Annotated in this window: 14 protein-coding genes and 6 pseudogenes; 7 read left to right on the top strand and 13 right to left on the bottom strand. The window is 35.5% G+C overall.

Annotated elements, in window-relative coordinates:
* The first annotated feature begins 60 nt into the window (after nt 1-60).
* Nucleotides 61-2,255 (top strand): annotated as a pseudogene (locus ACQ9BO_RS04175) (peptidase domain-containing ABC transporter).
* A gap of 3 nt (nt 2,256-2,258) precedes the next feature.
* Nucleotides 2,259-3,551, top strand: coding sequence for an HlyD family secretion protein (locus ACQ9BO_RS04180; RefSeq protein WP_431243756.1), 1,293 nt, complete (start codon nt 2,259-2,261; stop codon nt 3,549-3,551).
* On the opposite strand, the gene ACQ9BO_RS04185 is transcribed toward ACQ9BO_RS04180, so the two are convergent.
* The 3 genes and pseudogenes from ACQ9BO_RS04185 to ACQ9BO_RS04195 form a co-directional block, all read right to left on the bottom strand.
* A complete protein-coding gene (locus ACQ9BO_RS04185) occupies nt 3,548-4,261 on the bottom strand; it encodes a tRNA1(Val) (adenine(37)-N6)-methyltransferase (RefSeq protein ID WP_431243757.1) in 714 nt (237 codons plus the stop codon). The genes ACQ9BO_RS04180 and ACQ9BO_RS04185 overlap by 4 nt on opposite strands.
* 71 nt (nt 4,262-4,332) lie before the next feature.
* Nucleotides 4,333-4,857 (bottom strand): ribosome maturation factor RimM, encoded by a 525-nt coding sequence (gene rimM, locus ACQ9BO_RS04190; protein ID WP_132990547.1) that lies wholly within the window; start codon nt 4,855-4,857, stop codon nt 4,333-4,335.
* 16 nt (nt 4,858-4,873) lie between these two features.
* A pseudogene (locus ACQ9BO_RS04195) lies at nt 4,874-5,435 on the bottom strand (30S ribosomal protein S16).
* Nucleotides 5,436-5,630: 195 nt separating this feature from the next.
* On the opposite strand from ACQ9BO_RS04195, the gene ACQ9BO_RS04200 reads away from it, so the two are divergent.
* The 3 genes from ACQ9BO_RS04200 to ACQ9BO_RS04210 all read left to right on the top strand — a co-directional run bounded on the left by ACQ9BO_RS04200 (nt 5,631) and on the right by ACQ9BO_RS04210 (nt 6,594).
* Nucleotides 5,631-5,963 (top strand): DUF6252 family protein, encoded by a 333-nt coding sequence (locus ACQ9BO_RS04200; RefSeq protein ID WP_431243758.1) that lies wholly within the window; start codon nt 5,631-5,633, stop codon nt 5,961-5,963.
* A complete protein-coding gene (locus tag ACQ9BO_RS04205) occupies nt 5,963-6,115 on the top strand; it encodes a DUF6252 family protein (RefSeq protein WP_431245062.1) in 153 nt (50 codons plus the stop codon). Before ACQ9BO_RS04200 ends, ACQ9BO_RS04205 begins: the two co-directional genes overlap by 1 nt.
* Nucleotides 6,116-6,246: 131 nt before the next feature.
* Nucleotides 6,247-6,594: an RNA recognition motif domain-containing protein gene (locus ACQ9BO_RS04210; protein WP_132990550.1), complete on the top strand. Its 348-nt coding sequence runs from the start codon at nt 6,247-6,249 to the stop codon at nt 6,592-6,594.
* 107 nt (nt 6,595-6,701) lie between these two features.
* On the opposite strand, the pseudogene leuB reads toward ACQ9BO_RS04210, so the two are convergent.
* The 8 genes and pseudogenes from leuB to ACQ9BO_RS04250 form a co-directional block, all read right to left on the bottom strand.
* A pseudogene (gene leuB / locus ACQ9BO_RS04215) lies at nt 6,702-7,758 on the bottom strand (3-isopropylmalate dehydrogenase).
* 108 nt (nt 7,759-7,866) lie between these two features.
* Nucleotides 7,867-9,387 carry an alpha-isopropylmalate synthase regulatory domain-containing protein gene (locus tag ACQ9BO_RS04220; RefSeq protein ID WP_431243759.1) on the bottom strand — a complete coding sequence of 507 codons (1,521 nt, stop codon included), beginning with the start codon at nt 9,385-9,387 and terminating at the stop codon, nt 7,867-7,869.
* A 125-nt stretch (nt 9,388-9,512) separates the two neighbouring features.
* Nucleotides 9,513-10,109, bottom strand: coding sequence for a 3-isopropylmalate dehydratase small subunit (leuD, locus tag ACQ9BO_RS04225; protein ID WP_431243760.1), 597 nt, complete (start codon nt 10,107-10,109; stop codon nt 9,513-9,515).
* A gap of 164 nt (nt 10,110-10,273) precedes the next feature.
* Nucleotides 10,274-11,666, bottom strand: a pseudogene (gene leuC / locus ACQ9BO_RS04230) (3-isopropylmalate dehydratase large subunit).
* Nucleotides 11,667-12,184: 518 nt separating this feature from the next.
* A complete protein-coding gene (locus tag ACQ9BO_RS04235) occupies nt 12,185-13,105 on the bottom strand; it encodes a helix-turn-helix domain-containing protein (RefSeq protein ID WP_431243761.1) in 921 nt (306 codons plus the stop codon).
* Between the two features lie 77 nt (nt 13,106-13,182).
* Entirely contained in the window at nt 13,183-13,986 is an 804-nt protein-coding gene (locus ACQ9BO_RS04240; protein WP_431243762.1) for an SDR family oxidoreductase, read from the bottom strand.
* Nucleotides 13,987-14,097: 111 nt separating this feature from the next.
* Nucleotides 14,098-14,874 carry a hypothetical protein gene (locus ACQ9BO_RS04245; protein WP_431243763.1) on the bottom strand — a complete coding sequence of 259 codons (777 nt, stop codon included), beginning with the start codon at nt 14,872-14,874 and terminating at the stop codon, nt 14,098-14,100.
* A 42-nt stretch (nt 14,875-14,916) separates the two neighbouring features.
* Entirely contained in the window at nt 14,917-15,345 is a 429-nt protein-coding gene (locus tag ACQ9BO_RS04250; RefSeq protein ID WP_431243764.1) for a hypothetical protein, read from the bottom strand.
* 318 nt (nt 15,346-15,663) lie between these two features.
* On the opposite strand from ACQ9BO_RS04250, the pseudogene dnaE reads away from it, so the two are divergent.
* Together dnaE and ACQ9BO_RS04260 are read left to right on the top strand one after the other, a co-directional pair.
* Nucleotides 15,664-20,204 (top strand): annotated as a pseudogene (dnaE, locus tag ACQ9BO_RS04255) (DNA polymerase III subunit alpha).
* Between the two features lie 178 nt (nt 20,205-20,382).
* Nucleotides 20,383-21,303, top strand: coding sequence for an outer membrane beta-barrel protein (locus ACQ9BO_RS04260; protein WP_431243765.1), 921 nt, complete (start codon nt 20,383-20,385; stop codon nt 21,301-21,303).
* A gap of 230 nt (nt 21,304-21,533) precedes the next feature.
* Here the strand turns inward: ACQ9BO_RS04260 and ACQ9BO_RS04265 are convergent, their stop codons facing one another.
* Complete coding sequence (locus ACQ9BO_RS04265; RefSeq protein ID WP_431243766.1) at nt 21,534-22,529, bottom strand: Gfo/Idh/MocA family protein; 996 nt, start codon at nt 22,527-22,529, stop codon at nt 21,534-21,536.
* Nucleotides 22,530-22,742: 213 nt separating this feature from the next.
* Nucleotides 22,743-24,853, bottom strand: a pseudogene (locus ACQ9BO_RS04270) (prolyl oligopeptidase family serine peptidase).
* Nucleotides 24,854-25,026: the final 173 nt, after the last annotated feature.

A 25,026-nucleotide genomic window follows, 5' to 3' on the forward strand; every position in this document is an offset into this window, starting at 1 on the left:
AGATTAATATTATATTAGCAAAGCCAAAATTTACCATTTAAGGTAGAAAATAGTTAAAAATTGAAAAAATTCCCCCATTATAAACAGGCAGATCATAAAGATTGCGGACCAACATGTTTAAAAATAGTAGCCAAACATTATGGAAAGTCAGTCAATATTCAGGAGTTGCGCGAAAACAGCGAAACAACTCGTGAGGGAAGCAATTTGCTATTTTTGAGTGATGCGGCCGAGAAAATCGGTTTCCGAACACTGGGTGTAAAATTAAGTGCTGAAAAGTTAGATGAAGCGCCACTGCCTGCTATTTTGCATTGGAATAAAAACCACTATGTTGTACTGTATAAAATAAAAAAGGAATTTTATTATATCTCAGATCCTGCTTTTGGATTGATCCAATATAATAAAGAGGATTTCTTAAAATTCTGGATTGGTAATAATGCTGATGATGCAACTAATGAAGGAATTGCATTATTAATGGAAGCAACGCCAAAATTCTTCCAATCTGATTTTGATAAAGAGGACAATAAAGGACTAGGTTTTAGTTTGCTTTCCCAGTATGTTTTGCGTTATAAATCGTATTTGATGCAGTTGAGTATCGGATTGCTGGCCAGCAGTATGATAATGGCAATTTTGCCTTTTTTGACGCAAAGTATCGTTGATGTCGGGATCCAAAATCAGAATCTTCATTTTATTTATCTGATTCTTTTTGCGCAATTGTTTCTTTTTGCCGGAAGGACAGGTTTGGAACTCATCAGGAGCTGGATATTGCTCGCATCTTTCAACCAGAATCAATATTTCTTTGATTTCAGATTTCTTCATCAAGCTGATGAATCTTCCAATTTCATTTTTTGATGTGAGAATGACGGGAGACATCATGCGGCGCATCAATGATCATCGCCGAATCGAAAAAATTCTTACTACATCTTCTCTAAGTGTTTTATTTTCGGTTATAAATATGTTTGTTCTAGGTGCAGTTTTAGCGTATTTCAACTGGAAGATTTTTTTAGTCTTTTTTGCCGGAAGTATTCTTTATTTTGGCTGGATTACGCTTTTCTTGAAAAGAAGAGAAGTTTTGGATTACAAACGTTTTGCGGAAGTTTCGCAGGAACAAAGCAAAGTGATGGAACTCATCAACGGGATGCAGGAAATCAAACTTCACAATGCCGAAAAGCAAAAACGCTGGGGTTGGGAATATGTTCAGGCAAGATTGTTCAGGGTTTCCATAAAAAGTTTGGTTTTGGAGCAGACACAAACTATAGGTTCGTCTGTGATTAATGAGCTTAAAAATATTTTTATCGTTTTCCTTTCGGCAAAATTAGTGATTGACGGATCGATTACCCTCGGAGTCATGTTGGCTATCAGTTCTATTGTTGGAAGTTTGAATGGTCCAATTGCACAACTTATTGAATTTGTCAGAGAGGTTCAGGATGCTAAAATTTCATTGGCGAGATTATCTGAAATTCATGAAAAAGAAGATGAAACGCAAGCAGGAAATCAATCAGACAAGTGAGGTTCCGTACGATGCCGACATCGAAATAAAGAATCTAAGTTATCGATACTTAGGATCTGATGTTCCCGTTTTGAAAGATCTAAATCTCACGATTCCCGCCAATAAGGTGACCGCCATAGTGGGAACCAGCGGAAGCGGAAAAACGACTTTGATGAAACTGCTTTTGAAGTTTTACGAGCCTGAAAAAGGCGAGATTACAATAGGAAATGCACAACTCAGAAACATTTCGCAGAGAGCTTGGCGTTCAAATATTGGAGCTGTAATGCAGGAAGGCTTTATTTTTAGCGATACAATTGCTAATAATATTGCTGTTGGAGTTGATAAAATTGATAAACAGCGGTTGCTTTATGCGGCTGATGTAGCCAATATCAAAGAATATATAAGCGAGCTTCCGCTTGGATACAATACTAAAATTGGAGCAGAAGGAACGGGAATGAGTGCCGGACAAAAACAACGATTGCTTATCGCGCGAGCGGTTTATAAAAATCCTGAAATATTGTTTTTTGATGAAGCAACTTCAGCATTAGATGCCAATAATGAAAAGGAAATCATGCGAAAATTGGATATTTTCTTTAAAGACAAGACTGTAATTGTAATTGCTCATCGTTTAAGTACAGTAATGAACGCCGATCAGATTGTCGTGCTGGATAAGGGGAAAATCATCGAAATTGGGAATCACTCTGCTCTTGTAGAGCAAAAAGGAAATTATTTTGAACTGGTTAAAAACCAACTGCAATTAGGAAATTAAGTCATGGAAGATCATAATGCAATAGAGCTAAGAAGTGAGGAAGTACAAGAAATCCTGACAAAAGTACCTCACTGGATGATCAGGTGGGGGACTGTTCTCATTTTTTCCATCATTGTGATGCTGTTTTTTGTTTCCTGGTTCGTGAAATATCCAGATGTTGTAAATACTGAAATTGTGATTACGACCAATATTCCGCCAGAGAAAATCGTTTCGAAGTCGTCTGGGCGCATCGAAGCTATTTTGGTTAAAAATAAAGCAACAGTCGCTAAAAACACTACACTCGCCATTATTGAAAATACAGCAAATTACAAGGATGTTTTTTTGCTGAAAAACATTGTTGAGAATTATAACATCAACGATTCCAATCAGGCATTTCCGTTTGCCAAGTTGAAAAATTTGCAGTTAGGCGAAATTGAGAGTGCTTTTGGAGTTTTCCAAAAAGATTATGAAGCAGAAAAATTAAACGAAAATTTAAAACCTTTTGAGGTTGAAAACCGAGCACAAATTTCTGAAAAAGTACAGATCAAGGAGAGATTGGAAATTCTGCAACAACAAAAAATAATCAACGAAAGCGAGCTTCAGCTTCAAAAGAATGAAATTGCCCGTTTCGAGACTCTATATAACAAAGGAATTATCTCGGCTCAAGAAATGGAAGCCAAAAAATTGGGTTATTTGCAAGCGCAGAAGAGTTATAAAGGACTTTTGTCTTCGATTTCGCAGTTAAAATCGGCTTTGATTGACAATACAAAACTGAGCCAGACTTCTCAGATAAGCGGTACTAAGGAAGAAGTAAACTTGGGACGAAATATGGCGCAGTCATTTTATCAGCTCAAAAAAGTGATCAAAGATTGGGAATTGGCATATACACTGAAATCATCGATAAGCGGTGTTGTGACTTTTTTGCAGGTTTGGAATGAAAGTCAGACCATTAATGTAGGTGATAATGTGTTTTCGATTATTCCTGATGCTAAAAATGGTTATATCGGAAAAGTAAAAGCGCCAGCATTGAATTCGGGTAAAATAAAAATCGGCCAGCGTGTCAATATTCGCTTATCAAATTATCCAGATCGAGAATTTGGGGTTTTGAAAGGAGAAATAAGAAATATTTCGTTGGTTCCAGACAAAGATGGGAATTTATTGCTTGACGTGGCCTTGCCAAATGGGCTCAAAACTTCATATAACAAACAGATCGTTTTTCAGCAGGAAATGAAAGGAAGGGCAGAGATCGTAACTGAAGATTTACGTTTGATTGAAAGGATTCTGTATCAGTTTAAGAATATTTTTGAGCAGACTTAGAATTTTAAATAAAATTCTTTAGTCAATTCAATATATTCCGGTGTATAAACATGACGATCAATTTCGATAACTAATTCATCGATTTCAATTTCAGAAACCTCATTTCGGCTAAAAGCCAATAGACTGCGTTTGATTTCTGTTTTAGGAGTGCCTTTTACGCGTGTAATTTTTATTGGATATAATTCAAATTCTTTTGCTAACGCAATAAATTTTTCTTCTTCTTTAAAAGGAATAATAACAGCTAGAATTCCGTTTTCTGAAAGCAGTAAATCGGTCGCTTCAACAATTTCTTCAAAAGGCATTGCATCTTGAAAACGTGCTAAATCACGTTGCTCATTGTCGGTTTTATAATCTTCTGAATAAAAAGGCGGATTTGAAACAATTAAATCATATTCGTCTTCTGGTTCTTCAATAAATTCATCCAAACCAGCATGGAAGCAAAATAATCGGTCGCCCCACGGAGAAGCTTCAAAATTTTCTACTGCTTGTTCGTAGGCATCTTCATCGATTTCGAGAGCATCAATTTGTTCCGCATTTGTTCTTTGAGCCAGCATCAAAGCAATAATTCCAGTTCCAGCGCCAATATCTAGTATGCTAAAAGGATTATGGCTAATTGGAGTCCACGCACCAAGCAAAACACCATCTGTGCCAACTTTCATAGCTGTTTTGTCTTGTTTGACAGAAAATTGCTTGAAACTGAATGTAGACATTTCTAAAAATTAAAAAATAAAAATTTACGAAAAGTGATGACTGAAAACTGTGACTGAGACTAATTACTAAATTAAAGGTACATCTCAATAAGACCTTCAGGCAAATCCATAATGACTTTTTTGTTCTCGCGATCAATTTTAACCAAGAAATGATCAATCATTGGGACAAGGATTTCAACTTCGCCATTCAAAACTTCAAAAAGTGGCTGAGCAGTAGAATCATTTATAGAAGTTATTTTTCCGAAAACACCCAAACGTTTGTCTTCGATTTCAAAACCAATAACTTCATGGAAATAAAATTTGTTGCCGGAAAGTTTTGGCAACATTGTTAAAGGAAGATAAATGCCGTTTCCAACAAGAGCATCTGCATCTTCTTCGGTATTGACATCTTCAAAACTAACTCTTAAAAAGTCGTTTTTATGTAAAGAGCTTTTTTCAATAAAAAAAGGAACCAAGTGTTTGTTGTGTTCAACAAACACTGATTCCAGGTTTTCGTATAACTCAGGTTCGTCTGTGTCTAAATAGATCAGAACTTCACCTTTGAAACTAAATTTTTTAGCGATTTTACCTAAATAAAAACAGTCTTCTTTACGCATTATCGCTAAGGTAAAATTATGCTTCAGTTGTTTCGTTATTCTCTTCAGCGACAGGAGCTTCTTCAGTAGCTTCAGCAACTTCTTCTGTAGCCTCTTCAGCTTGCGCGATGACAGCAGCTTCAGCTTGTGCAGCAGCGAGCGTCAGCGATACGTTTAGCGTTAACTTCTTTTTCTGCTTTTAATGCTGTAGCTTTAGCATCAGCTTTCGCTTTAGATAAACCATCTTTTTTAGCATCAACTTTTCCAGCTTTAGCCTCTAACCAAGCGACTAATTTAGCGTCCGCTTGCTCTTGAGTTAAAGCTCCTTTACGGATACCTCCATCAAGGTGGTGTTTCAATAAAGCACCTTTGTAAGAAAGGATAGCTCTTGCAGTATCAGTTGGTTGAGCACCATTGTGCAACCATTTAACTGCGCTGTCAAGGTTTAACTCAACAGTTGCTGGGTTTGTGTTTGGATTGTAAGTACCGATTTTCTCTAAGTATCTACCATCTCTTTTTGAGCGTGCATCTGCGGCTACTACCCAGTAAAAAGGTTTTCCTTTTTTACCGTGTCTTTGTAATCTAATTTTTACTGACATAATCTAGTGATTAAATTTTGAGGTACTCGACCTCTGTTAATTAAGGGCGCAAAGATATAATTTTTTTATGAAATATACGTTCCAAAAATTATTAAATGTTGTTAATACAAAAATGAGTCTTTTTTTTATTGTTTTTAGAATGAAATTTTAGATATTTATTTCAAATGCAATACTTTTGCATCAAATCCACGGAATATGAAAAAATACTTTTATTTTTTATCGCTTCTATTTGTTGTTGCATCTTGCACGGAAGATATAAAATTTAATAATCCAGCGTTTCAAGGCTTAAAAGACAATGTGTTTTGGAGGGCTGTTGGTCACAATGCGGCATTTTCAATAGAGGGAAATTTTGTAATTGAAGGCTCTTTAGGTTATGAAAAAGTGATCCTGCAAGTGGATAATAATCCTGCGGAGAAGACTTATATATTAGGTGTAAATGATATTGTGAAAGCGTCATACGCCAATACTTTTCCAGGAAAAGAAAGCGAATTTTCTACAGGGACAAAAAAGGAAGCGGGCAAATTGTAATTACAGATTACGATATGGAAAATAATACCATTTCTGGGACATTCAAATTTAATGCTGTAAATAACAATACATCAGATTTAGATAATCCTAAAGTTGCTTTTACAGAAGGCGTTTTCTACAAAGTTCCAATTACGCCAAGAGCTTTGTTTTAGTTTTTTCTTTTTTGTTGCATGATTTCGAAAAGATTTGGTTTTAAAATCTAAATAAAAACATAAATAAACTAGAATATAGTAGATTAGAAAAAAATAAGACTACATTTGTTTCTTATTATAAATAAATATCTATGAATATTTTTGTTGGAAGCCTTCCATTCAGTATTGAGGAAGCAGATTTAAGAGAGTCTTTTGAGGCTTATGGAACAGTTGACTCTGTTAAAATTATTACTGATAAATTTACTGGAAGAAGTAAAGGCTTTGGTTTTGTTGAAATGCCAAATGATAGCGAAGCTCAAAAAGCTATCGACGAATTGAACGGTGCTGTTGTGTCAGGTCGTACAATCGTTGTAAATAAATCTGAGCCAAAACCAGAAGGAGAAAGAAGAAGTTTTAACAACAACCGCGGAGGAAACAATCGTGGTGGTTACGGAAACAACCGTGGAGGAGATGACCGCGGAAACAGAGGAGGATATTAATATTTTTTTCTAAAATATAAAAGGGATAAACTTATGTTTATCCCTTTTTTGTTTCAAGTTTCAAGTTTCAACAACCTGAAACTTGAAACCTGAAACAAAATAAATCATTATACATTCGCGACTAGCCAGTCACCAACTTCTTTCGTGCCGTATGCTTTGCCTCCATTGGCTAAATCTTCAGTAACTACACCAGCTTCTAAAGCTTTATTTACAGCATCTCTCATTGCTTTTCCTTCCTCCATTAATCCGAAGTTTTCGAACATCATAGCGAGCAGATAAAATAGTAGCCATTGGGTTGGCAATGTTTAGTCCTGTAGCTTGTGGATATGAACCGTGAATAGGTTCAAATAAAGATACTTCAGCTCCCATAGATGCAGAAGGCATTAATCCCATTGATCCGGAAATTACGGAAGCCTCGTCTGTTAGGATGTCTCCAAATAAGTTCTCCGTAATTAATACATCATAAGAGTTTGGCCATTGTACCAAACGCATTGCCACAGCGTCAACAAATTCGTAGCTCACTTCAACTTCTGGATAATCTTTTTCCATTGCCTGAACTGTTTCTCTCCACAAACGAGAAGTTTCCAAAACGTTTGCTTTATCAACGCGAGATAATTTTTTAGAACGTGTCATAGCTAATTCGAAACCTTTTTTAGCTAAACGCTGTACTTCTGCTCTTGTGTAAACGCAGTTATCGTAAGCGGTATCTCCGTTATCTTTTCTTCCTTTTTCACCAAAGTAAATTCCGCCTGTTAATTCTCTTAAGAAAACTAAATCAGTTCCTTCGATTCTTTCTCTTTTTAGCGGCGATTTATCTAATAAAGATGGGAATGTAAAAGTTGGTCTAACGTTTGCAAATAAACCTAATGCTTTACGCATTTTTAATAAACCTTGCTCTGGACGTACTGGCGCAGAAGGATCGTTATCGTATTTAGGGTGGCCAATTGCACCAAAAAGAACAGCATCAGCATTTTTACAAACTTCGTGTGTTGCATCCGGATAAGGTTCGCCTACTGCATCAATTGCGGCAGCTCCGGTTAAAGCCGGTTTCCAAGTGATTTCATGTCCAAATTTTTGTGCAATAGCATCAGATACTTTTACAGCTTCATTGATTACTTCTGGTCCGATTCCGTCTCCGGCTAAAAGGGCTATGTTTAATTTCATTCTATATATGTTTTTATAAGGTTCAAAGTTGCAAAGTTGCAAAGGTTCAAAGTTTAAAAGCAGGCCTAAACCTTTGTTGCTTTGTAACTTTGAACCTTTGCGCCTATATTAAGTTATAATGTTTAACATTTTCTGCGTTGCAATAATCGCTGCAACGGTTTGATCAGAATCTAATCCGCGGGTTTTGAATTCTTTTCCGTTGTTGACCCATGTGATAATGGTTTCGCACAACGCATCAGAACTACTTCCAGGCGGGATTCTTACCGCATAATCAATCAATTTTGGAAGCGTAAGTTTCTTGCTTTTGTAAATCTTGGATAAAGCATTCATAAAAGCATCAAACTGACCGTCTCCTTGCGCATTTTCTTCGATTATTTCTCCGTTTAAATTTAAAGATAAAGTCGTAGATGGGCGCATTCCTTTAGAATGTACCAGCATATAAGAGTTTATGGTAATTTTTTCTTCGTAAGTATGACTGTCCAAAACATCTGAAATAATGTATGGAAGATCTTCTTTTGTTACGGTTTCTTTTTTGTCGCCTAGTTCAATAATTCTTTGAGTAACCAATTTCAAATCTTCGTTGTTTAGTTTTAAACCTAATTCCTGAAGATTCTTTTCGATATTGGCTTTTCCAGAAGTTTTTCCTAAAGCGTATTTTCTTTTTCTTCCGAAACGTTCCGGAAGTAAATCATTAAAATAAAGATTATTTTTATTGTCTCCGTCAGCGTGGATTCCGGCTGTCTGCGTAAAAACATTATCACCAACGATTGGTTTATTTGCTGGAATTCGATATCCAGTAAATGTTTCAACCAGTTTACTTACAGAGTATAAAGATGTTTCTTTGATATTGATTTTTACTTCTGGCAAATAATCGTTGATTACAGCAACTGTGCTTTCAAGAGGCGCATTTCCGGCACGTTCTCCCATTCCGTTTACGGTTACGTGAAGTCCGTTGATTCCAGCTTTTATGGCTTCCATAACATTCGCGACGCTTAAGTCGTAATCGTTGTGGGCGTGGAAATCAAAATGGATTTGGGGATATTTTGCTCTGATTTTTGAAATGAATTCAAAAGCCAAAGATGGAATTAAAACGCCTAAAGTATCTGGAAGTAAAACTCTTTTTATTGGCTGTGTAGCTAAGAAATCCAAAAATTGAAAAACATAGTCTTGGGAATTTCGCATTCCGTTGCTCCAGTCTTCCAGATAGACATTGGTTTCAATATTGTTCTTTTGTGCTAAAGAAATGATTTCAGCAATTTCAGAAAAATGCTGTTCCGGAGTTTTCTTTAATTGATGCGTTAAGTGATTCATTGAGCCTTTGGTCAACAAATTCTGCACTTTGGCGCCGGCTTTTTTCATCCAGTCAATTGAAACGCCTCCGTCAACAAACGTAAGAACTTCAATTCTGTTAATGTAGCCGCGTTCTTCAGCCCAAGAAGTAATGCCTTTTACGGCTTGAAATTCTCCTTCGCTCACACGTGCCGAAGCAATTTCGATTCTATCAATATTTAATTCCTCCAACAACAATTGTGCAATGGTCAGTTTTTCTGCGGCAGAAAATGATACTCCTGAGGTTTGTTCACCGTCACGGAGCGTCGTATCCATTATTTCAATTTTTCTTTTTTCCATATTGATATTCTGAATTCCTTATTTTATAAGGTAAATTTTTGTTGTGTTGTCTTGGTTTTTTAACTTATAAAGACCCGACGGGTTTCAAAAACCTGTCGGGTCTCAAAGGACTGAACCTGATTTTTCTAGTAAGGAAGTTTATCAGCAAAAGCTTTAATATCTTCCTTCATATCTTGTAAATAATCAATGTCGTCAAAACCATTAATTAAATTGTTCTTTTTGTAACCGTTAATTGCGAATGATTCTTGCTCGCCAGTTGACAACAAAGTAATCGTTTGGTTTGGAAGGTTGATTTCTAATTCTGTGTTAGGATCAGCTTCGATAGCTTTGAAAATGTTTGCTAAAAATTCTGGGCTGATTTGCACTGGCAATACACCAATATTTAAACAGTTTCCTTTGAAGATATCTGCAAAGAAACTAGAAACTACAGCTCTAAATCCGTAATCGTAAACCGCCCATGCGGCGTGCTCTCTAGAAGATCCTGAACCGAAGTTTTTTCCTCCTACAAGGATTTTTCCGCTGTAAGTTGGGTTGTTTAAAACGAAATCTGCTTTTGGAGTATCGTCTCCATTATATCTCCAGTCTCTAAAAAGATTGTCTCCAAAACCTTCACGTTTTGTAGCTTTTAAGAAACGAGCTGGGATGATTTGATCTGTATCTACGTTCTCAATTGGCAACGGAACTCCGTCGCTTGTAAGTATATTAAATTTATCGTATGCCATTTTTTGGAATTTTAGATTTTAGATTTTAGATTTTAGATTTTCTTTTGAAAACGTAAAACACATAATCTAAAATGTTTGTATTAAATAATGTTAGTTAATTTTATTTGAAGAAATTTAGATGAAGATTTCGCAAAGCGAGAAATCTAAAATCTAAAATCTGCAATCTAAAATAATTCTCTTGGGTCAGTCAATTTTCCTGTAACAGCAATGCTGCGTACCATAATCGGACTTGCTAATAAAGTTCTTGAACCAGGACCTTGACGACCTTCAAAGTTTCTGTTTGAAGTACTTACTGCATATTTTCCAGCAGGAACTTTATCATCGTTCATTGCTAAACATGCAGAACATCCAGGCTGACGTAATACGAAACCAGCTTCAGTCAAAATATCTAAAATTCCTTCTTCTTTAATCTGCGCTTCAACAACGTGAGAACCTGGAACTAACCAAGCCGTAACATTATCTGCTTTTTTCTTCCTTTTACAATTTCAGCGAAAGCTCTAAAATCTTCAATACGTCCGTTTGTACAGCTTCCTAAGAAAACGTAGTCGATTTGTTTTCCGATCATTACGTCGTCTTCGTTGAAGCCCATATAAGCTAAAGATTTTTTGTAAGTTTCCTCACCGCCTTCAACTTGGTTTGCACTTGGGATATGTTTTGTGATACCAATTCCCATTCCAGGGTTTGTACCATAAGTAATCATTGGTTCGATATCTTCAGCTTTGATGTTTAATTCAGCATCAAAAACAGCATCAGCATCAGTTTTAAGGGTTTTCCAGTATTCAACAGCTTTAGTCCAAGCTTCTCCTTTTGGAGCATATAGTCTTCCTTCTAAGAAATCGAAAGTAGTTTGGTCAGGAGCAATCATTCCTCCACGAGCACCCATTTCGATACTTAAATTACAAACCGTCATACGACCTTCCATAGTCATATTTTCGAAAACATCACCAGCATATTCAACAAAATATCCTGTTCCTCCAGAAGTAGTTAACTGAGCAATAATATAAAGTGCAACGTCTTTTGGACCAACACCTTTACTCAATTTACCGTTTACGTTGATACGCATTTTCTTTGGTTTAGGTCGCATAATACATTGAGTAGAAAGCACCATTTCAACCTCAGATGTTCCGATACCAAAAGCGATAGCTCCAAAAGCACCGTGAGTAGACGTATGCGAATCTCCACATACAATAGTAGCACCTGGCAAAGTAATTCCGTTTTCAGGACCAACTACGTGTACAATTCCATTTTTTGGTGACCTAATCCCCAGTGCGAAATTCCGTATTCGTTAGCATTGTCTTCAAGAGCTTTAAGCTGGTTTGCAGAAAGCGGATCCTGAACTGGTAAATGTTGGTTTATGGTTGGTGTATTGTGGTCGGCAGTTGCAAAAGTACGTTCTGGATATAATACATTAACGCCTCTTGATTTTAATCCTAAAAAAGCAACAGGACTCGTAACTTCATGAATGAAATGGCGGTCAATAAAAAACACATCTGGCCCATCTTCAATTTTACGCACAACATGTGAATCCCATACTTTGTCAAATAATGTCTTACTCATTTTTTATTTTTTTAAATTGTAATTTCTATAACCACAGCAATTTCCTGTTCATTATAATAGCAAAACAAAAGTAAAAAAAGATAAAAAAGCGTCAATTTCAATATTTCATTATATACGATACCCAAACTAATTTACAAATTGCAAATTGACATTTGTAAACAAAAATTTGGAAGAAAAATGATCAAGAAACTGATTTAGTTTTTCTTTTTCGGCTTAAATTTTTCTTGTTTGTTTTTTGTTTTAATAGTTTGCAAATTTATCTCAAAATCAGTATAAAATATAGGAATTTGGTTAAAAAAATCTAACAAATCACATAAAAATAGTAATAATTGTTAGTTTTGAAATCTTTGCCAAAAGAGTGCTTTTTGGGTTTTTTAAAGCTTTTGAAGGAGTTTTCAGGAAGCTATTTAGATTCAATAAAAAGGCAAAATACTACGACATCCAAGAAGTGTATTTTTATGAAATTTTATGATTTTTTGAGATAGAAATTGATTTTTTGAAAGTAGTATTTTTAAAAATTAGTTCAATGAATTTTTAAATTCTAATGGAGTAAGATTGGTTTTCTTTTTGAATAATTTACTGAATGACTGCGGATATTCAAAACCTAGTTGATAAGCAATTTCTGCTACCGAAAGATTAGTCGTAATCAGGAAATCTTTTGACTTTTCTATTAATTTCGAATGAATATGCTGTTGTGCATTTAGTCCGGTTAAATTGCGAAGCATGTCGCTTAAATAATGACTCGAAACATTAATCTGAGAAGCTAGGAATTCTACGGTTGGCAATCCTCTTTTTAAGGTTTCTGAATTGCTGATATAATTGTCCAGCGTTTCTTCAACTTTTAATAATAAATCGTGACTGATGGTTTTTCTGGTAATAAATTGACGTTTGTAAAAACGATTGCTGTAATTCAGCAGAACATCAATATAAGAAACAATCACATCCTGACTCATTTCGTCTATTGCGGTATTGAGTTCGTTGTCGATACTTTGTAATAATCCGATAATAATTGTTTTTTCATTGTCTGAAAGATGCAGTGCTTCATTGGTGTCATAAGAAAAGAAACCATATTTTTTGATGCTTTTTCCCAAAGGATAATTTCGAATAAAATCTGGATGAAATAAAAGTGTATAACCGCCATATTCAACACCTTCTTCATTTTCAGTAAAAATTAACTGAGTTGGAGAAGCAAACATGAGTCCACCTTCATTGAAATCATAATAGCCTTGACCGTAGCCCATTTTTCCTTTGGTAGAAAACTTATAAGAGATCTTATAAAAATCAAGCAAAAAGGCATGATTCGCTAAATCTTCATTAATGACCAACTTCGTATTGTCTACTAAACTCACCATCGGATGAAGTGGTTTTGGCAATCGAAGTAAATCATGAAACTGCGATATAGAAGAGATTTTTGCTGGATTATTGTTTTTCTTTTCCATGATATAAAAGTATGAAAATTTAAAAGACTAATACCGTTCGGCTTCTTGAAACCTGAACGGTATTAGTTTGAAATGAATTATTCTCCAAAAAATTGTTTGCCAAATTCAGAACGAAAAACTTCGTCTCCAACTTCTAGTCTTTGTTTATAAAGTGCTTTTGCATCTTCACCGGCAACATATCTTAATTGGTTTTTTCCGTCGGTTGCGGCTTCGTAAACAACATCGGCAATTTGTTCTGGAGTTGAAGCCATTTCAAACATAACGTCAACGCTTCCAAACATTTTATTGGTCATTGTTTCATATTCTGGCAAAGTGCTTGTGTCAAGTGAACCATGCAAAAATTCGGTTCTGATTGCTCCTGGGGAAACCGTTTTAATATTTATTCCAAACGGATTTAGTTCGTAAGCCATACTTTCGCTCCAGCCTTCCAATCCCCATTTTGTTGCATGATAAATTGATCCTAAAGGAAAAGCGATCAATCCACCGATAGAAGTCGTTGAAATGAATAAACCGTTTTTTCTTTCTCTGAAATATGGAATGAATGCATTTGTAACTCTGATTACTCCCAATAAATTAGTATTTAATTGTTTGGTGATTTGATCATCTGTTAAACTTTCCAAAGGACCAATTAATCCGTAACCAGCATTGTTAAAAACGATGTCGATGTCGCTAATTTCAAGTGCTTTTTTAACTGTGTTTTGAATTTGATCATAATCGGTAACGTCTAAAGGCAAAAGTGTTACGTTTTTTAATTGAGAAAGTTCAGTTTCTTTTTCCGGATTTCTCATGGTTGCGATTACATTCCATCCTTTTTCGTAGAATAATTTTGCTGTTGCTTTTCCTAAACCTGATGATGCGCCTGTGATAAAAATTGTTTTCATGATTATTATTTTTTTAATTGTTATAATTTGATAAAGCAAAGTTCAGGATACACTTCAGTTTAAAAGTGTTCATTTTGGTGCAATGAGTATCCAAAATGAATAATCGAAGATTTAAAGATATATATAATGAAATCCGTAATCCATTCTATATGTTTTGATTTTAAATTTATTTCCAAGATTTTCTATTTGATAAACTCTAGCATTGGTTTCGTCGAAGTAACAATTGTAGTTATATGCAAATTCTTCTGGATGCCATTCACGCTTCATTAACTCGTAATTTTTACGTAATCTGATTTTAGCTGAATCGATATTTTCATCTGGAATGTCATAACTTCCTCTTAAAGTATGGAGTACACTGCTACTGTCTTTTTCTTCAATTCTTTTGCAATTTAATACAGAAGTTAACATCACGTTGATTAATGTAAACCTCTTATTCGATTTTCTTCTGTCGCTATTATTAATTAGTTCATCTATGCCTAAATTAAGTTGATTTGTAAAAGTTGTATTTGTTTTGGGAACATTTGGCAATAGTTTGTCAAATGGGAATTCCCAATAATCTCTGTATTTGCTATTGAAAAGGGGGATAGCATAGATTTGTTTTTTGCTATTAATAAAAACTAAAATATGGTTTCTATTTTTATATCCTTCAGGTTGTGAATAAAGTTGAACTTCGATATTAAATTCGCCTTCTCGAACACTTTTTACAAACTTGAATTCACTTTCAGATGGCTTTTTATCAGCTGTTAATTGTGGATATTTTATAATTAGGCTTTGAATAGAATGGTCAATTTTAGTTTCGATACTCTGATTACAGCTAGTAATAAATAAGATGAGAAAGCATAAAAGAACATATGGAAGACGATAGTTTTTTGCAGATTTATTTATCATTATTTTTGATTTTATAGAAGAAGTTGGATTAGCGCTTTAATTTTATTTATTTGATTTGTATTTTTCAGGATTGTAAAGTCTTTTTTCTTCAAAATCGTTTGGGTATTGTTTAAAATCACTTTCTTTTATTAAAAACAGATAATTCTGATAGGGTTTTTCTTTTGTTGAATAAGTAAGGACAATAGCTTTGTCGTTGTAACTGACAACATCGTAGGCAAAATTTCCCCAAGTCATAATGCTATCTTCAGAAACTGACCATTTGAGAGGTTCATTTCCGTAATATGGATCTTCAGGCCCATTAGTAAATTTTCCGTCTTCATCAATAGTAAAAACGTAAGACAATTGATCATCTTCAAACTTATAATAACTTGAATAGGTTTCGTTTTTATAATTATAATAATAGCGCCAATATTCATCTGATCTCGTTGCCAGTGCTTTTTCAATAGGATTTTTTCTGGAACAACCACTCAAAAGTAGTATCAGGAAAAAGAAAAATAAGTTTTCATAGCATTTCGATTCAAATTTAGGTTCTGAATTTAAGCAAGTCCTTTGTATTACACTTGAATTTGTTTTTTCATACAATTTAGACTATTAAAACCTTTAAATGTAATACTATTTTGTCAAAACGATTTGTTTTTGTTAACAACTTTCGTTTCGTTATTTCTCCAAAAAAAACGTAAATTTGACTTCTTCCATTCTCTATAAAAGCAATTTTTTATCCTCCATATAATCAAATGTTTATATGGAAAAGCTTGGAGTTTGGAATTTAATTTTTGCTATTTAAAAAGTATGTATTTAATATTCGATACCGAAACAACCGGATTACCAAAACGCTGGGATGCCCCAATAACAGATTCTGATAACTGGCCTCGCTGTATTCAGATCGCGTGGCGACTTCATGACGAAATGGGACAGCTTATCGAGCATCAGGATTATTTGGTAAAACCAGAAGGATTTAACATTCCGTACGATGCTGAGCGTATTCACGGAATCTCTACTGAATTGGCTGAAGCCGATGGAATCACTTTGGCTGAAGTTTTGGAGAAATTCAATATTGCATTAAGCAAAACCAAATATATCGTTGGACAGAATTTAGGTTTCGACGTCAATATTATGGGAGCCGAATTCCATAGAATGGGAGTTGAATCTCAAATGAGTTCAATGCCTGTTTTGGATACTTGTACCGAAGTTACGGCTTCGTTATTACAACTTCCCGGAGGTCGTGGAGGAAAATTCAAACTTCCAACATTGACTGAGTTACACAGCTATCTTTTCGATCAGCCTTTCGCGGAAGCGCACAACGCAACTGCCGACGTTGAGGCAACTACTCGTTGTTTCTTGGAATTGGTGAGAAGAGAGGTTTTCACTAAAGAAGAATTAGATGTTCCAAAAGAATACTTCAAAGATTTTCAAGAAAGAAATCCAGAGCCGTTTAAGTTAATTGGCTTAAAACATATCAACTTAAAAGCGGCTTCTGATAAAATCAGAGAACAGCTTAAAGCTTTAGCTGGAGAAGGCAAAGAAACTATTGTCTCAGAAGAAGATAAGGCTGATTTTAAAGCGGCAAAATTTGCACATTTACATAATCATACACAGTTTTCGGTACTTCAATCCACTATCGGAATTGGAAATATTGTTGCAACTGTGACCAAAAACGGAATGCCGGCCGTTGCCATGACGGATACTGGAAACATGATGGGGGCTTTTCATTTCGTGAGCGCTGTTATGAACCACAATAAAGCGGCTTCTGGAAAAAATAAAGCCTTAGTTGAAGCCGGAGAAGAACCAACAGAAACTGAAGTAAAACCAATTGTAGGTTGTGAATTTAACATCTGTGAAAATCATTTAGATAAAAGCAAAAAAGACAACGGTTATCAAGTTGTTTTAATGGCTAAAAACAAAGCCGGTTACCACAATTTGGCTAAAATGGCTTCGATTGCCTATACAGACGGATTCTACTATGTTCCAAGAATTGACCGCGCCATTGTAGAGCAATACAAAGGCGATATAATGGTTTTGTCTGGAAATTTATACGGAGAAATTCCGAGTAAAATCTTGAATATTGGTGAGAACCAAGCCGAAGAAGCTTTGATTTGGTGGAAGGAACAATTTGGCGAAGATTTCTATCTGGAAGTAATGCGCCACAATCAGGAAGATGAAAATCGTGTCAACAAAACCCTGATTGAGTTTTCAAAAAAACACGATGTAAAGTTAATTGCGACCAACAATACTTATTATTTAAATAAAGAAGATGCCAATGCACACGATATTTTACTTTGTGTAAAAGATGGTGAAAAGCAGGCAACACCTATTGGCCGTGGTCGTGGTTACCGCTACGGACTTCCAAATCAGGAATATTATTTCAAGTCGCAAGACGAGATGAAAAAACTCTTTGCCGATTTGCCTGAAGCCATTATCAATATTCAGGAAATTATTGATAAAGTTGAAGGGTACTCATTGTATCGAGACGTATTGCTTCCGAAATTTGAAATTCCAGACGAATTTGTTGATCCCGAAGATGAAAAAGACAATGGTGTTCGAGGTGAAAATGCTTATTTGCGACATCTTACAATGGAAGGGGCAAAAAGAAGATATGGTGAAATTACCGAATCGATTCAAGAACGTTTGGATTTTGAATTAATGACGATTTCGAATTCAGGATATCCGGGTTATTTCCTAATTGTACAGGATTTCATCGCCGAAGCAAGAAAAATGGACGTTTCCGTAGGACCAGGCCGTGGTTCTGCGGCTGGGTTCTGCCGTTGCATATTGTCTCGGAATTACTAATATTGACCCAATTAAATACGACTTACTTTTTGAGCGTTTCCTAAATCCTGACCGTGTATCGATGCCCGATATTGATATCGACTTTGATGACGAGGGTCGTGGACGTGTAATGGAATATGTAATTAACAAATACGGTCAAAAACAGGTAGCGCAGATTATCACGTATGGTAAAATGGCGACCAAATCGGCGATTCGTGATACGGCTCGTGTACTAGATTTGCCTTTATTTGAAGCCGATAGAATTGCAAAATTGATTCCGGGAATGATGCCATCAAAATGGAATTTGGCGCGTTTCATTTCGGAGAGTGAAGAAGAAGTCAAAAAAGCCCTTCGTTCGGACGAATTTGATAACGTCAAAGAATTAATCGCGATTGCCAACGAAGATGATTTGGCAGGAGAAACCATTCAGCAGGCAAAAATCCTCGAAGGATCGATGCGTAACACGGGAATCCACGCCTGCGGGGTAATCATTACGCCGTCGGATATTACGAATTATGTTCCTGTTACAACAGCAAAAGATTCCGATTTATATGTAACGCAGTTTGATAACTCGGTTGCTGAAAGTGCCGGATTGTTGAAAATGGACTTCTTGGGTCTGAAGACCCTTACGCTGATAAAAGATACCGTAAAACTGGTAAAATACAGAACCGGAATTGAACTCGATCCCGATACTTTCCCAATCGATGATGAAGAAACATATGCGCTTTTCCAAAGAGGTGAAACTGTTGGAATCTTCCAATACGAGTCACCTGGGATGCAGAAATACATGAAAGATCTGAAACCAACGGTTTTTGGAGATTTAATTGCCATGAACGCATTGTATCGTCCGGGACCTTTGGAGTATATTCCGTCTTTCGTTCGAAGAAAAAATGGTGACGAAGAAATCAAATACGATTTAGATGCCTGTGCGGAATATCTTTCTGAAACCTACGGAATTACGGTTTACCAAGAGCAGGTAATGCTTTTGTCTCAGTCTTTGGCAGGATTTACAAAGGGTGAGGCCGACGTCTTGCGTAAAGCGATGGGTAAGAAACAAAAAGACGTACTAGATAAAATGAAGCCGAAGTTTGTTGAACAAGCAGCAGCAAAAGGTCACGACGCAAAAGTTCTGGAGAAAATATGGAAAGACTGGGAAGCTTTTGCGAGTTACGCCTTCAACAAATCGCACTCGACTTGTTATGCCTGGATTGCGTATCAAACGGCTTATTTGAAAGCGCATTATCCAGCCGAATATATGGCGACGGTACTTTCGAATAACATGAACGACATCAAACAGGTTTCGTTCTTTATGGAAGAATGCAAACGTATGGGATTACAGGTTCTTGGGCCAGATGTAAACGAATCGTACTATAAATTTACGGTAAACGATGACTATGCAGTTCGTTTCGGAATGGGAGCGATTAAAGGAGTTGGTTCTGGAGCTGTAGAAACGATTGTCGAAAACAGAAAAGACGGAAGATATAAATCGATTTTTGATTTGGCGAAGCGAATTGATTTGCGTCTTGCCAATAAAAAAGCGATCGAGAATTTAGCACTTGCAGGAGGTTTTGATTCGTTTGAAGGAACAACCAGAGCGCAATACTTTCACGATGATGGTGACGGAATTACTTTTTATGAAAAAGCAATGCGCTACGGATCGAAGTTTCAAGAAAATGAAAACTCTTCACAAGTAAGTTTGTTTGGAGAAACCAGCGAAGTACAAATCGCAGAACCAGTTGTGCCTCCGTGCGAAGACTGGAGTACAATGGAAAAACTTGCCAAAGAGAAAGAAGTTGTTGGGATCTATATTTCAGGACATCCGCTTGATGATTTTAGGTTTGAAATGAAATATTTCTGTAATTCTCGTTTGGAAGCGCTGAAAAGCATGAACGAGTATGTTGGAAAAAACCTGATGTTTGCCGGAATTATCAATAACGTACAGCATCGTGTAGCCAAAAACGGAAAGGGCTGGGCGGCTTTCAACTTAGAAGGATATGATGAAAGTTACGAGTTTAAGATTTTTGGAGAAGAATATTTGAAATTCCGCCATTTCTTGATTCAAAACAATTTCGCCTATATAAAAATTTTGATAAAAGATGGTTGGGTAAATCATGATACAGGTAAAAAAACAGATCCAAGAATGCAGTTTGTTGAGGTTCGACAGTTGCAGGATATTCTTGAAGCATTTGCCAAAAAATTAATTTTATTGTTAGACATCAAGGATCTCCATGAAGAATTCATCCATAAATTGAGTCGTTTGTTTAGTGAAAACAAAGGAGATAATACGGTAAGTTTTGATATTATGGAAATTGAAAATGTCAAACGTTTAGTCGAAGTTGAAACTACAAGCGAATTTGAAGACAGTGAAGATGCTGTTTTTGAAGACGAAAATGATGATAACGAAGCAATTTCGGGAGAAGCCAAAATGAAGGAAATGAAAGAGGTCGAAGAAGTGAAAGTTGTTACCAAATTAACCATGCCAAGCCGACGTTTAAAGGTGAAAATTTCAGCTGAATTGCTCGCAAGAATTAGAAAAAATGCAGATTAATTTTAAACTGAACTAAAAAATTAACAGTTAAAATTTAATGGGATATAAAATTTTAATGTTAAAAATATGCACGCATAATACTTTTTTAGTAATATTGCCCGAAATTACAACGATTTCGTTCCAAGTCTAACCATACAGGCTAAAAGAATATGTTAAAATACTCTAAGTTTGTATAAATTAATTAAATCAGAATTATGAAAAAGAACCTATTTTTATTAGGATTATTAGTTTGCTCTATGGCTACAATGGCGCAGACACAAAAAGCAGACAAACCAGAAAGCTGGTATTTTAAATTAGGAGGATCTTATTTTAACCAAACTGCTTCGACAGAATTTCCAACTGTAGGTGGAAATGCGGCTTTAGATAGAACTTATGTAGGTGGAAAATTAGTGTCAGAAAAAAGTATTACAGGTTCATTTGGACAAGGATTTAGAACTGGTATTACCGCAGGTTATCGTTTTTCAACTCGTTTAGGAGTTGAGTTAGGTGCAAATTATTATTCTAGTAATACCAAAACAATGGCGCAAACAACTACAGATGCTATTTTTGTTTCTGGAGGAAAACCTGTTTATAATTTTAAATCAGTAGGTGAAATTACTGCTTTTGATATCGCTCCTGCATTAGTAATGTTTTTAGGTGAGGCACATGGTTTTGAGCCTTATACAAAAGTTGGAGTTTTAGTTCCAATTCATGGAGATTTAGAAATTACAACAGATGCTATAGCTCCTACAGGAGTTGCAAATCCAGCTACTGTTGCAGTTCATAGTGTTGATAAGGTAAAACCAAATCCTACAATTGGGTTTTCAGCGGCTATGGGTACTTCTTATAAATTAGGAAAACATATTTCTGCTTTTGCTGAATTAGAATATAGAAATTTTACTGTTCATGGAAAAAGCAAAGAAACTACTACATTTACTCAAAATGGACAAGATGCATTACCAAGCAGAACTACAGCTCAAATCCATACTAATTATAGAGATGGTTTAGATGTTAATTCTAATAATGCCTTAACAAATCCAAATGGAGTTGATCAATCAAAACCAATGGACGAGTTAAGTTCTTATGTTGGAATTTCTGGTTTAGGATTAACATTAGGTGTTAAATATAGCCTATAATTTTCCAAAGTTTTTTATAGTTTATAGTTTAGAAAAAGAGGATATTCGAAAGAGTATCCTCTTTTTTAGTTTGACAAAGATTTTATAATGAATTGCCTCCTGCTTTAGCTGGAGGTAGTTGAGATTGATGAGAATAAAAAAGGCTTTAGCCAAATTGTTAGTTTGGCTAAAACCTTACGATTTTTTGAAATTATTCCTCCAGCTAAAGCAGGAGGCAATTCAACACAATACTATTTCGAAGTCTCCCTAAACTCCTTCAAAACCTGATCAATAACCCAAGTTGTTCTGGCACCAGAAATTCCTTTTGATGGAGAAGCATTTTCTTTTCCTGAGAGCTCGGCAATAACAGTTTCTATAAAAGGTTGTTGAATATGCAATGGATTTTCAATTAAAATGCTTTCTTTTTCACCATTTGTGTATTGAACGTGAATTGGATCATTCCCAAAAGTAGAGAACGAAATTTTTCCCTTATCACCAACAATTTCGGTATTGTCGTAACGCTCGAAACTGGCAAAATTCCAAATTCCAGATCCATGAATTCCGTTTTCAAATAAAAACGACATTGAAACTGAATCTTCAGCAGGGTAAGCCAATAATTGAGAAGTGGCATGTCCGCGAACTGATTTTATCGGACCTAAAACAAAATCTAGGAAATCTAAAGTGTGACAAGCCAAATCAACAAAAATTCCGCCTCCAGAAATATGCGGTAAAACTGTCCAGGGAAGATTGATTTCGTCATCATAACGTGCTTCAAAAGGATGATATAAAACACAGTTAACATGTCTAATATTTCCTAATTTTCCTTCATCGATTATTTCTTTTATTTTTAAAAAGCGAGGCAGACCTCTTCTATAATAAGCAACAAACAACGGAACATTGTGTTCTTTGCAAGCACTAATCATTTCGTTGCATTCTTCAAAAGTCAGAGCCATTGGTTTTTCTACATAAACTGGTTTTCCAGCTTTAGCACATAAAATAGTATATTCTTTATGAGAAGACGGAGGAGTGGCAATATAAACGGCATCAACTTCTGGGTCATTTATTAAATCTTCAGCATTCGAATACCATTTTGAGACATTATGACGTTTGGCGTAATCTTCGGCAAGTGGTGCATCTCTTCGCATAACGGCAACTAAAGCTGAATTTGGAGCTTTCTGAAAAGCCGGCCCGCTTTTAACTTCAGTAACATTTCCACAGCCAATAATTCCCCATTTTATAATTTTCATCGTTTGGTTTTTTAGTTTTTCAAATTTAAAAAAGGTTTGCCACGAATTACACTAATTTTTACGAATTATTTCTCCCGCAGATTTGGCAGATTCAACAGATTTTCACGCATAGAATCAGCTTAATCTGCAAAATCTGCGAGAGACAAAAAATAAAGCCACCAATTCACAAAATTAATTCGTGAATTGGTGGCTATAAATTTTTAGTTTAAAGTCTTACTTTGAAGGCAAAGCTTTAAAGCCCATATTGTAAAGTGTAAAAGCTTGAATATCTACACTCTCTTGAATTGTGGCGAGCAACAGATTTTCCTGCTCCGTGCCCCGCTTTAACATCAATTCGAATCAAAACTGGATTTTCTCCAGCTTGTTTTTCCTGTAATTCAGAAGCGAATTTAAAACTGTGTGCAGGAACCACACGATCGTCATGATCTCCAGTGGTAACCATTGTCGCTGGGTAATGTGTACCTTGTTTCACGTTATGAACAGGAGAATAACCTTTTAAGTATTCAAACATTTCTTTGTTGTCTTGAGCAGTTCCGTAATCAAAAGCCCATCCTGCACCTGCAGTAAAAGCATTATAACGAAGCATATCCATAACCCCAACAGCTGGTAAAGCTACTTTCATCAAGTCAGGACGTTGCGTCATAGTTGCACCAACCAATAAACCTCCATTAGATCCTCCGCGGATTGCTAGATAATCTGATGAGGTATATTTTTGAGCAATTAAATATTCTGCGGCGAGCAATAAAATCATCAAATACATTTTGTTTTTGCTGTTTTGTTCCAGCATCATGCCATTTTTTTCCGTATTCACCGCCACCTCTTAAGTTAGCAACTGCATAAACACCTCCGTTTTCCATCCAAACTGCATTTGAAATACTAAAACTTGGCGTCAAACTAATGTTGAATCCACCGTAACCGTAAAGAATTGTTGGATTTTTACCGTCTAATTTTGTTCCTTTTTTATATGTAATAATCATTGGAACTTTTGTGCCATCTTTTGAAGTATAAAAAACTTGTTTTGACTCATAATCTTCACTTTTGAAATCTACTGTTGGTTTCTGATAAACTTCAGATTTTCCAGATTTTGGTTCAAATGAGTAAATACTGGTTGGCGTTGTATAATTAGTAAAACTGTAATACAAGAGTTTTTCGTTCTTTTTTCCGCCAAATCCAGCAACAGTTCCAATTGCAGGAAGTTTGATTTCACGAACTAATTTTCCGCTGTAATCATATTGCTGTACAAATGAAACAGCGTCTTTTGTATAATTAGCAAAGAAGTATCCTGCTCCTGTTGAAGGCGATAAAATATTCTGAGTTTCTTTGATGAAATCTTTCCAGTTTTCTGGTTTCGGGTTTGATGCATCAACTGTTACAACACGTTTGTTAGGAGCATTAAAATCGGTTTCGATGAATAATTTGCTTCCTTCATTTTCAATAATGCTGTTGTCGCTGTTGAAATTGTCAACAATAGTCACAATCGGACTGTTTGGTTTAGTTAAATCTTTGATGTACAGTTCATTTCCGTAAGTCGAATTGGTCGCCGAAATCACTAAATAATGATTGTCTTCGGTCACATAACCACCAACATATCTTCTTTTTTGATCGGCACCAAAAATTACTTTATCTTCTTTTTGAGAAGTTCCCAGTTTGTGGAAATACAATTTATGCTGATCTGTTTTTGCCGAAAGTTCGCTTCCTTTTGGTTTGTCGTAACTTGAGTAATAGAAACCTTCATTTTTGTGCCAAGAAATTCCACTGAATTTTACATCAACTAGAGTATCTTCTAAAACTTTTTTAGAAACAGCATCAATGATAATTACTTTTCTCCAGTCGCTTCCGCCTTCAGAAATTGCATAAGCCGCTTTTGAGCCATCTTCAGAAAAATCCAATCCACCAAGCGAAGTTGTTCCATCTTTAGAAAATGTATTTGGATCTAAGAAAATTTCTTCCTTACCGTTTTGATCTTTTCTATAAACCACAGATTGGTTTTGAAGCCCATTGTTTTTAGAATAATAAGTGAATTTTCCTTCTTTATATGGAGCGCCTATTTTTTCGTAGTTCCAAAGTTTTTCCATTCGTTTTTTAAGTTCCTCACGAAATGGAATTTTATCTAAATAACCATAAGTAACGTCATTTTGAGCTTTGACCCAAGTTCCAGTTTCGGCAGATTTGTCATCTTCAAGCCAACGATATGGATCGCTTACTTTTGTGTCAAAATAAACATCGACAGTTTCACCTTTTTTTGTTTGCGGATATTGAATTTTATTTTGGCCAAATGAAATCCCTGCAGTTGTAATTGCCATTAGTAGAAATGTTTTTTTCATAATTAAGTTTGTCGGTTTTAACAAAAATAGCACTTTTTGTGAGAGTTTAGAGTATTTAACCGCAAAGGTCGCAAGAGTTTACGCAAAGCACGCAATATTAATCTCGCAAAGGCGCCAAGTCGCAAAGAATTTTAAAACTTTGCGTCTCTGCGACTTTGCGAGATTTTTTAAAC

It is taken from the genome of Flavobacterium sp. P21 (genome assembly GCF_050632225.1).
Lineage (GTDB): Bacteria > Bacteroidota > Bacteroidia > Flavobacteriales > Flavobacteriaceae > Flavobacterium.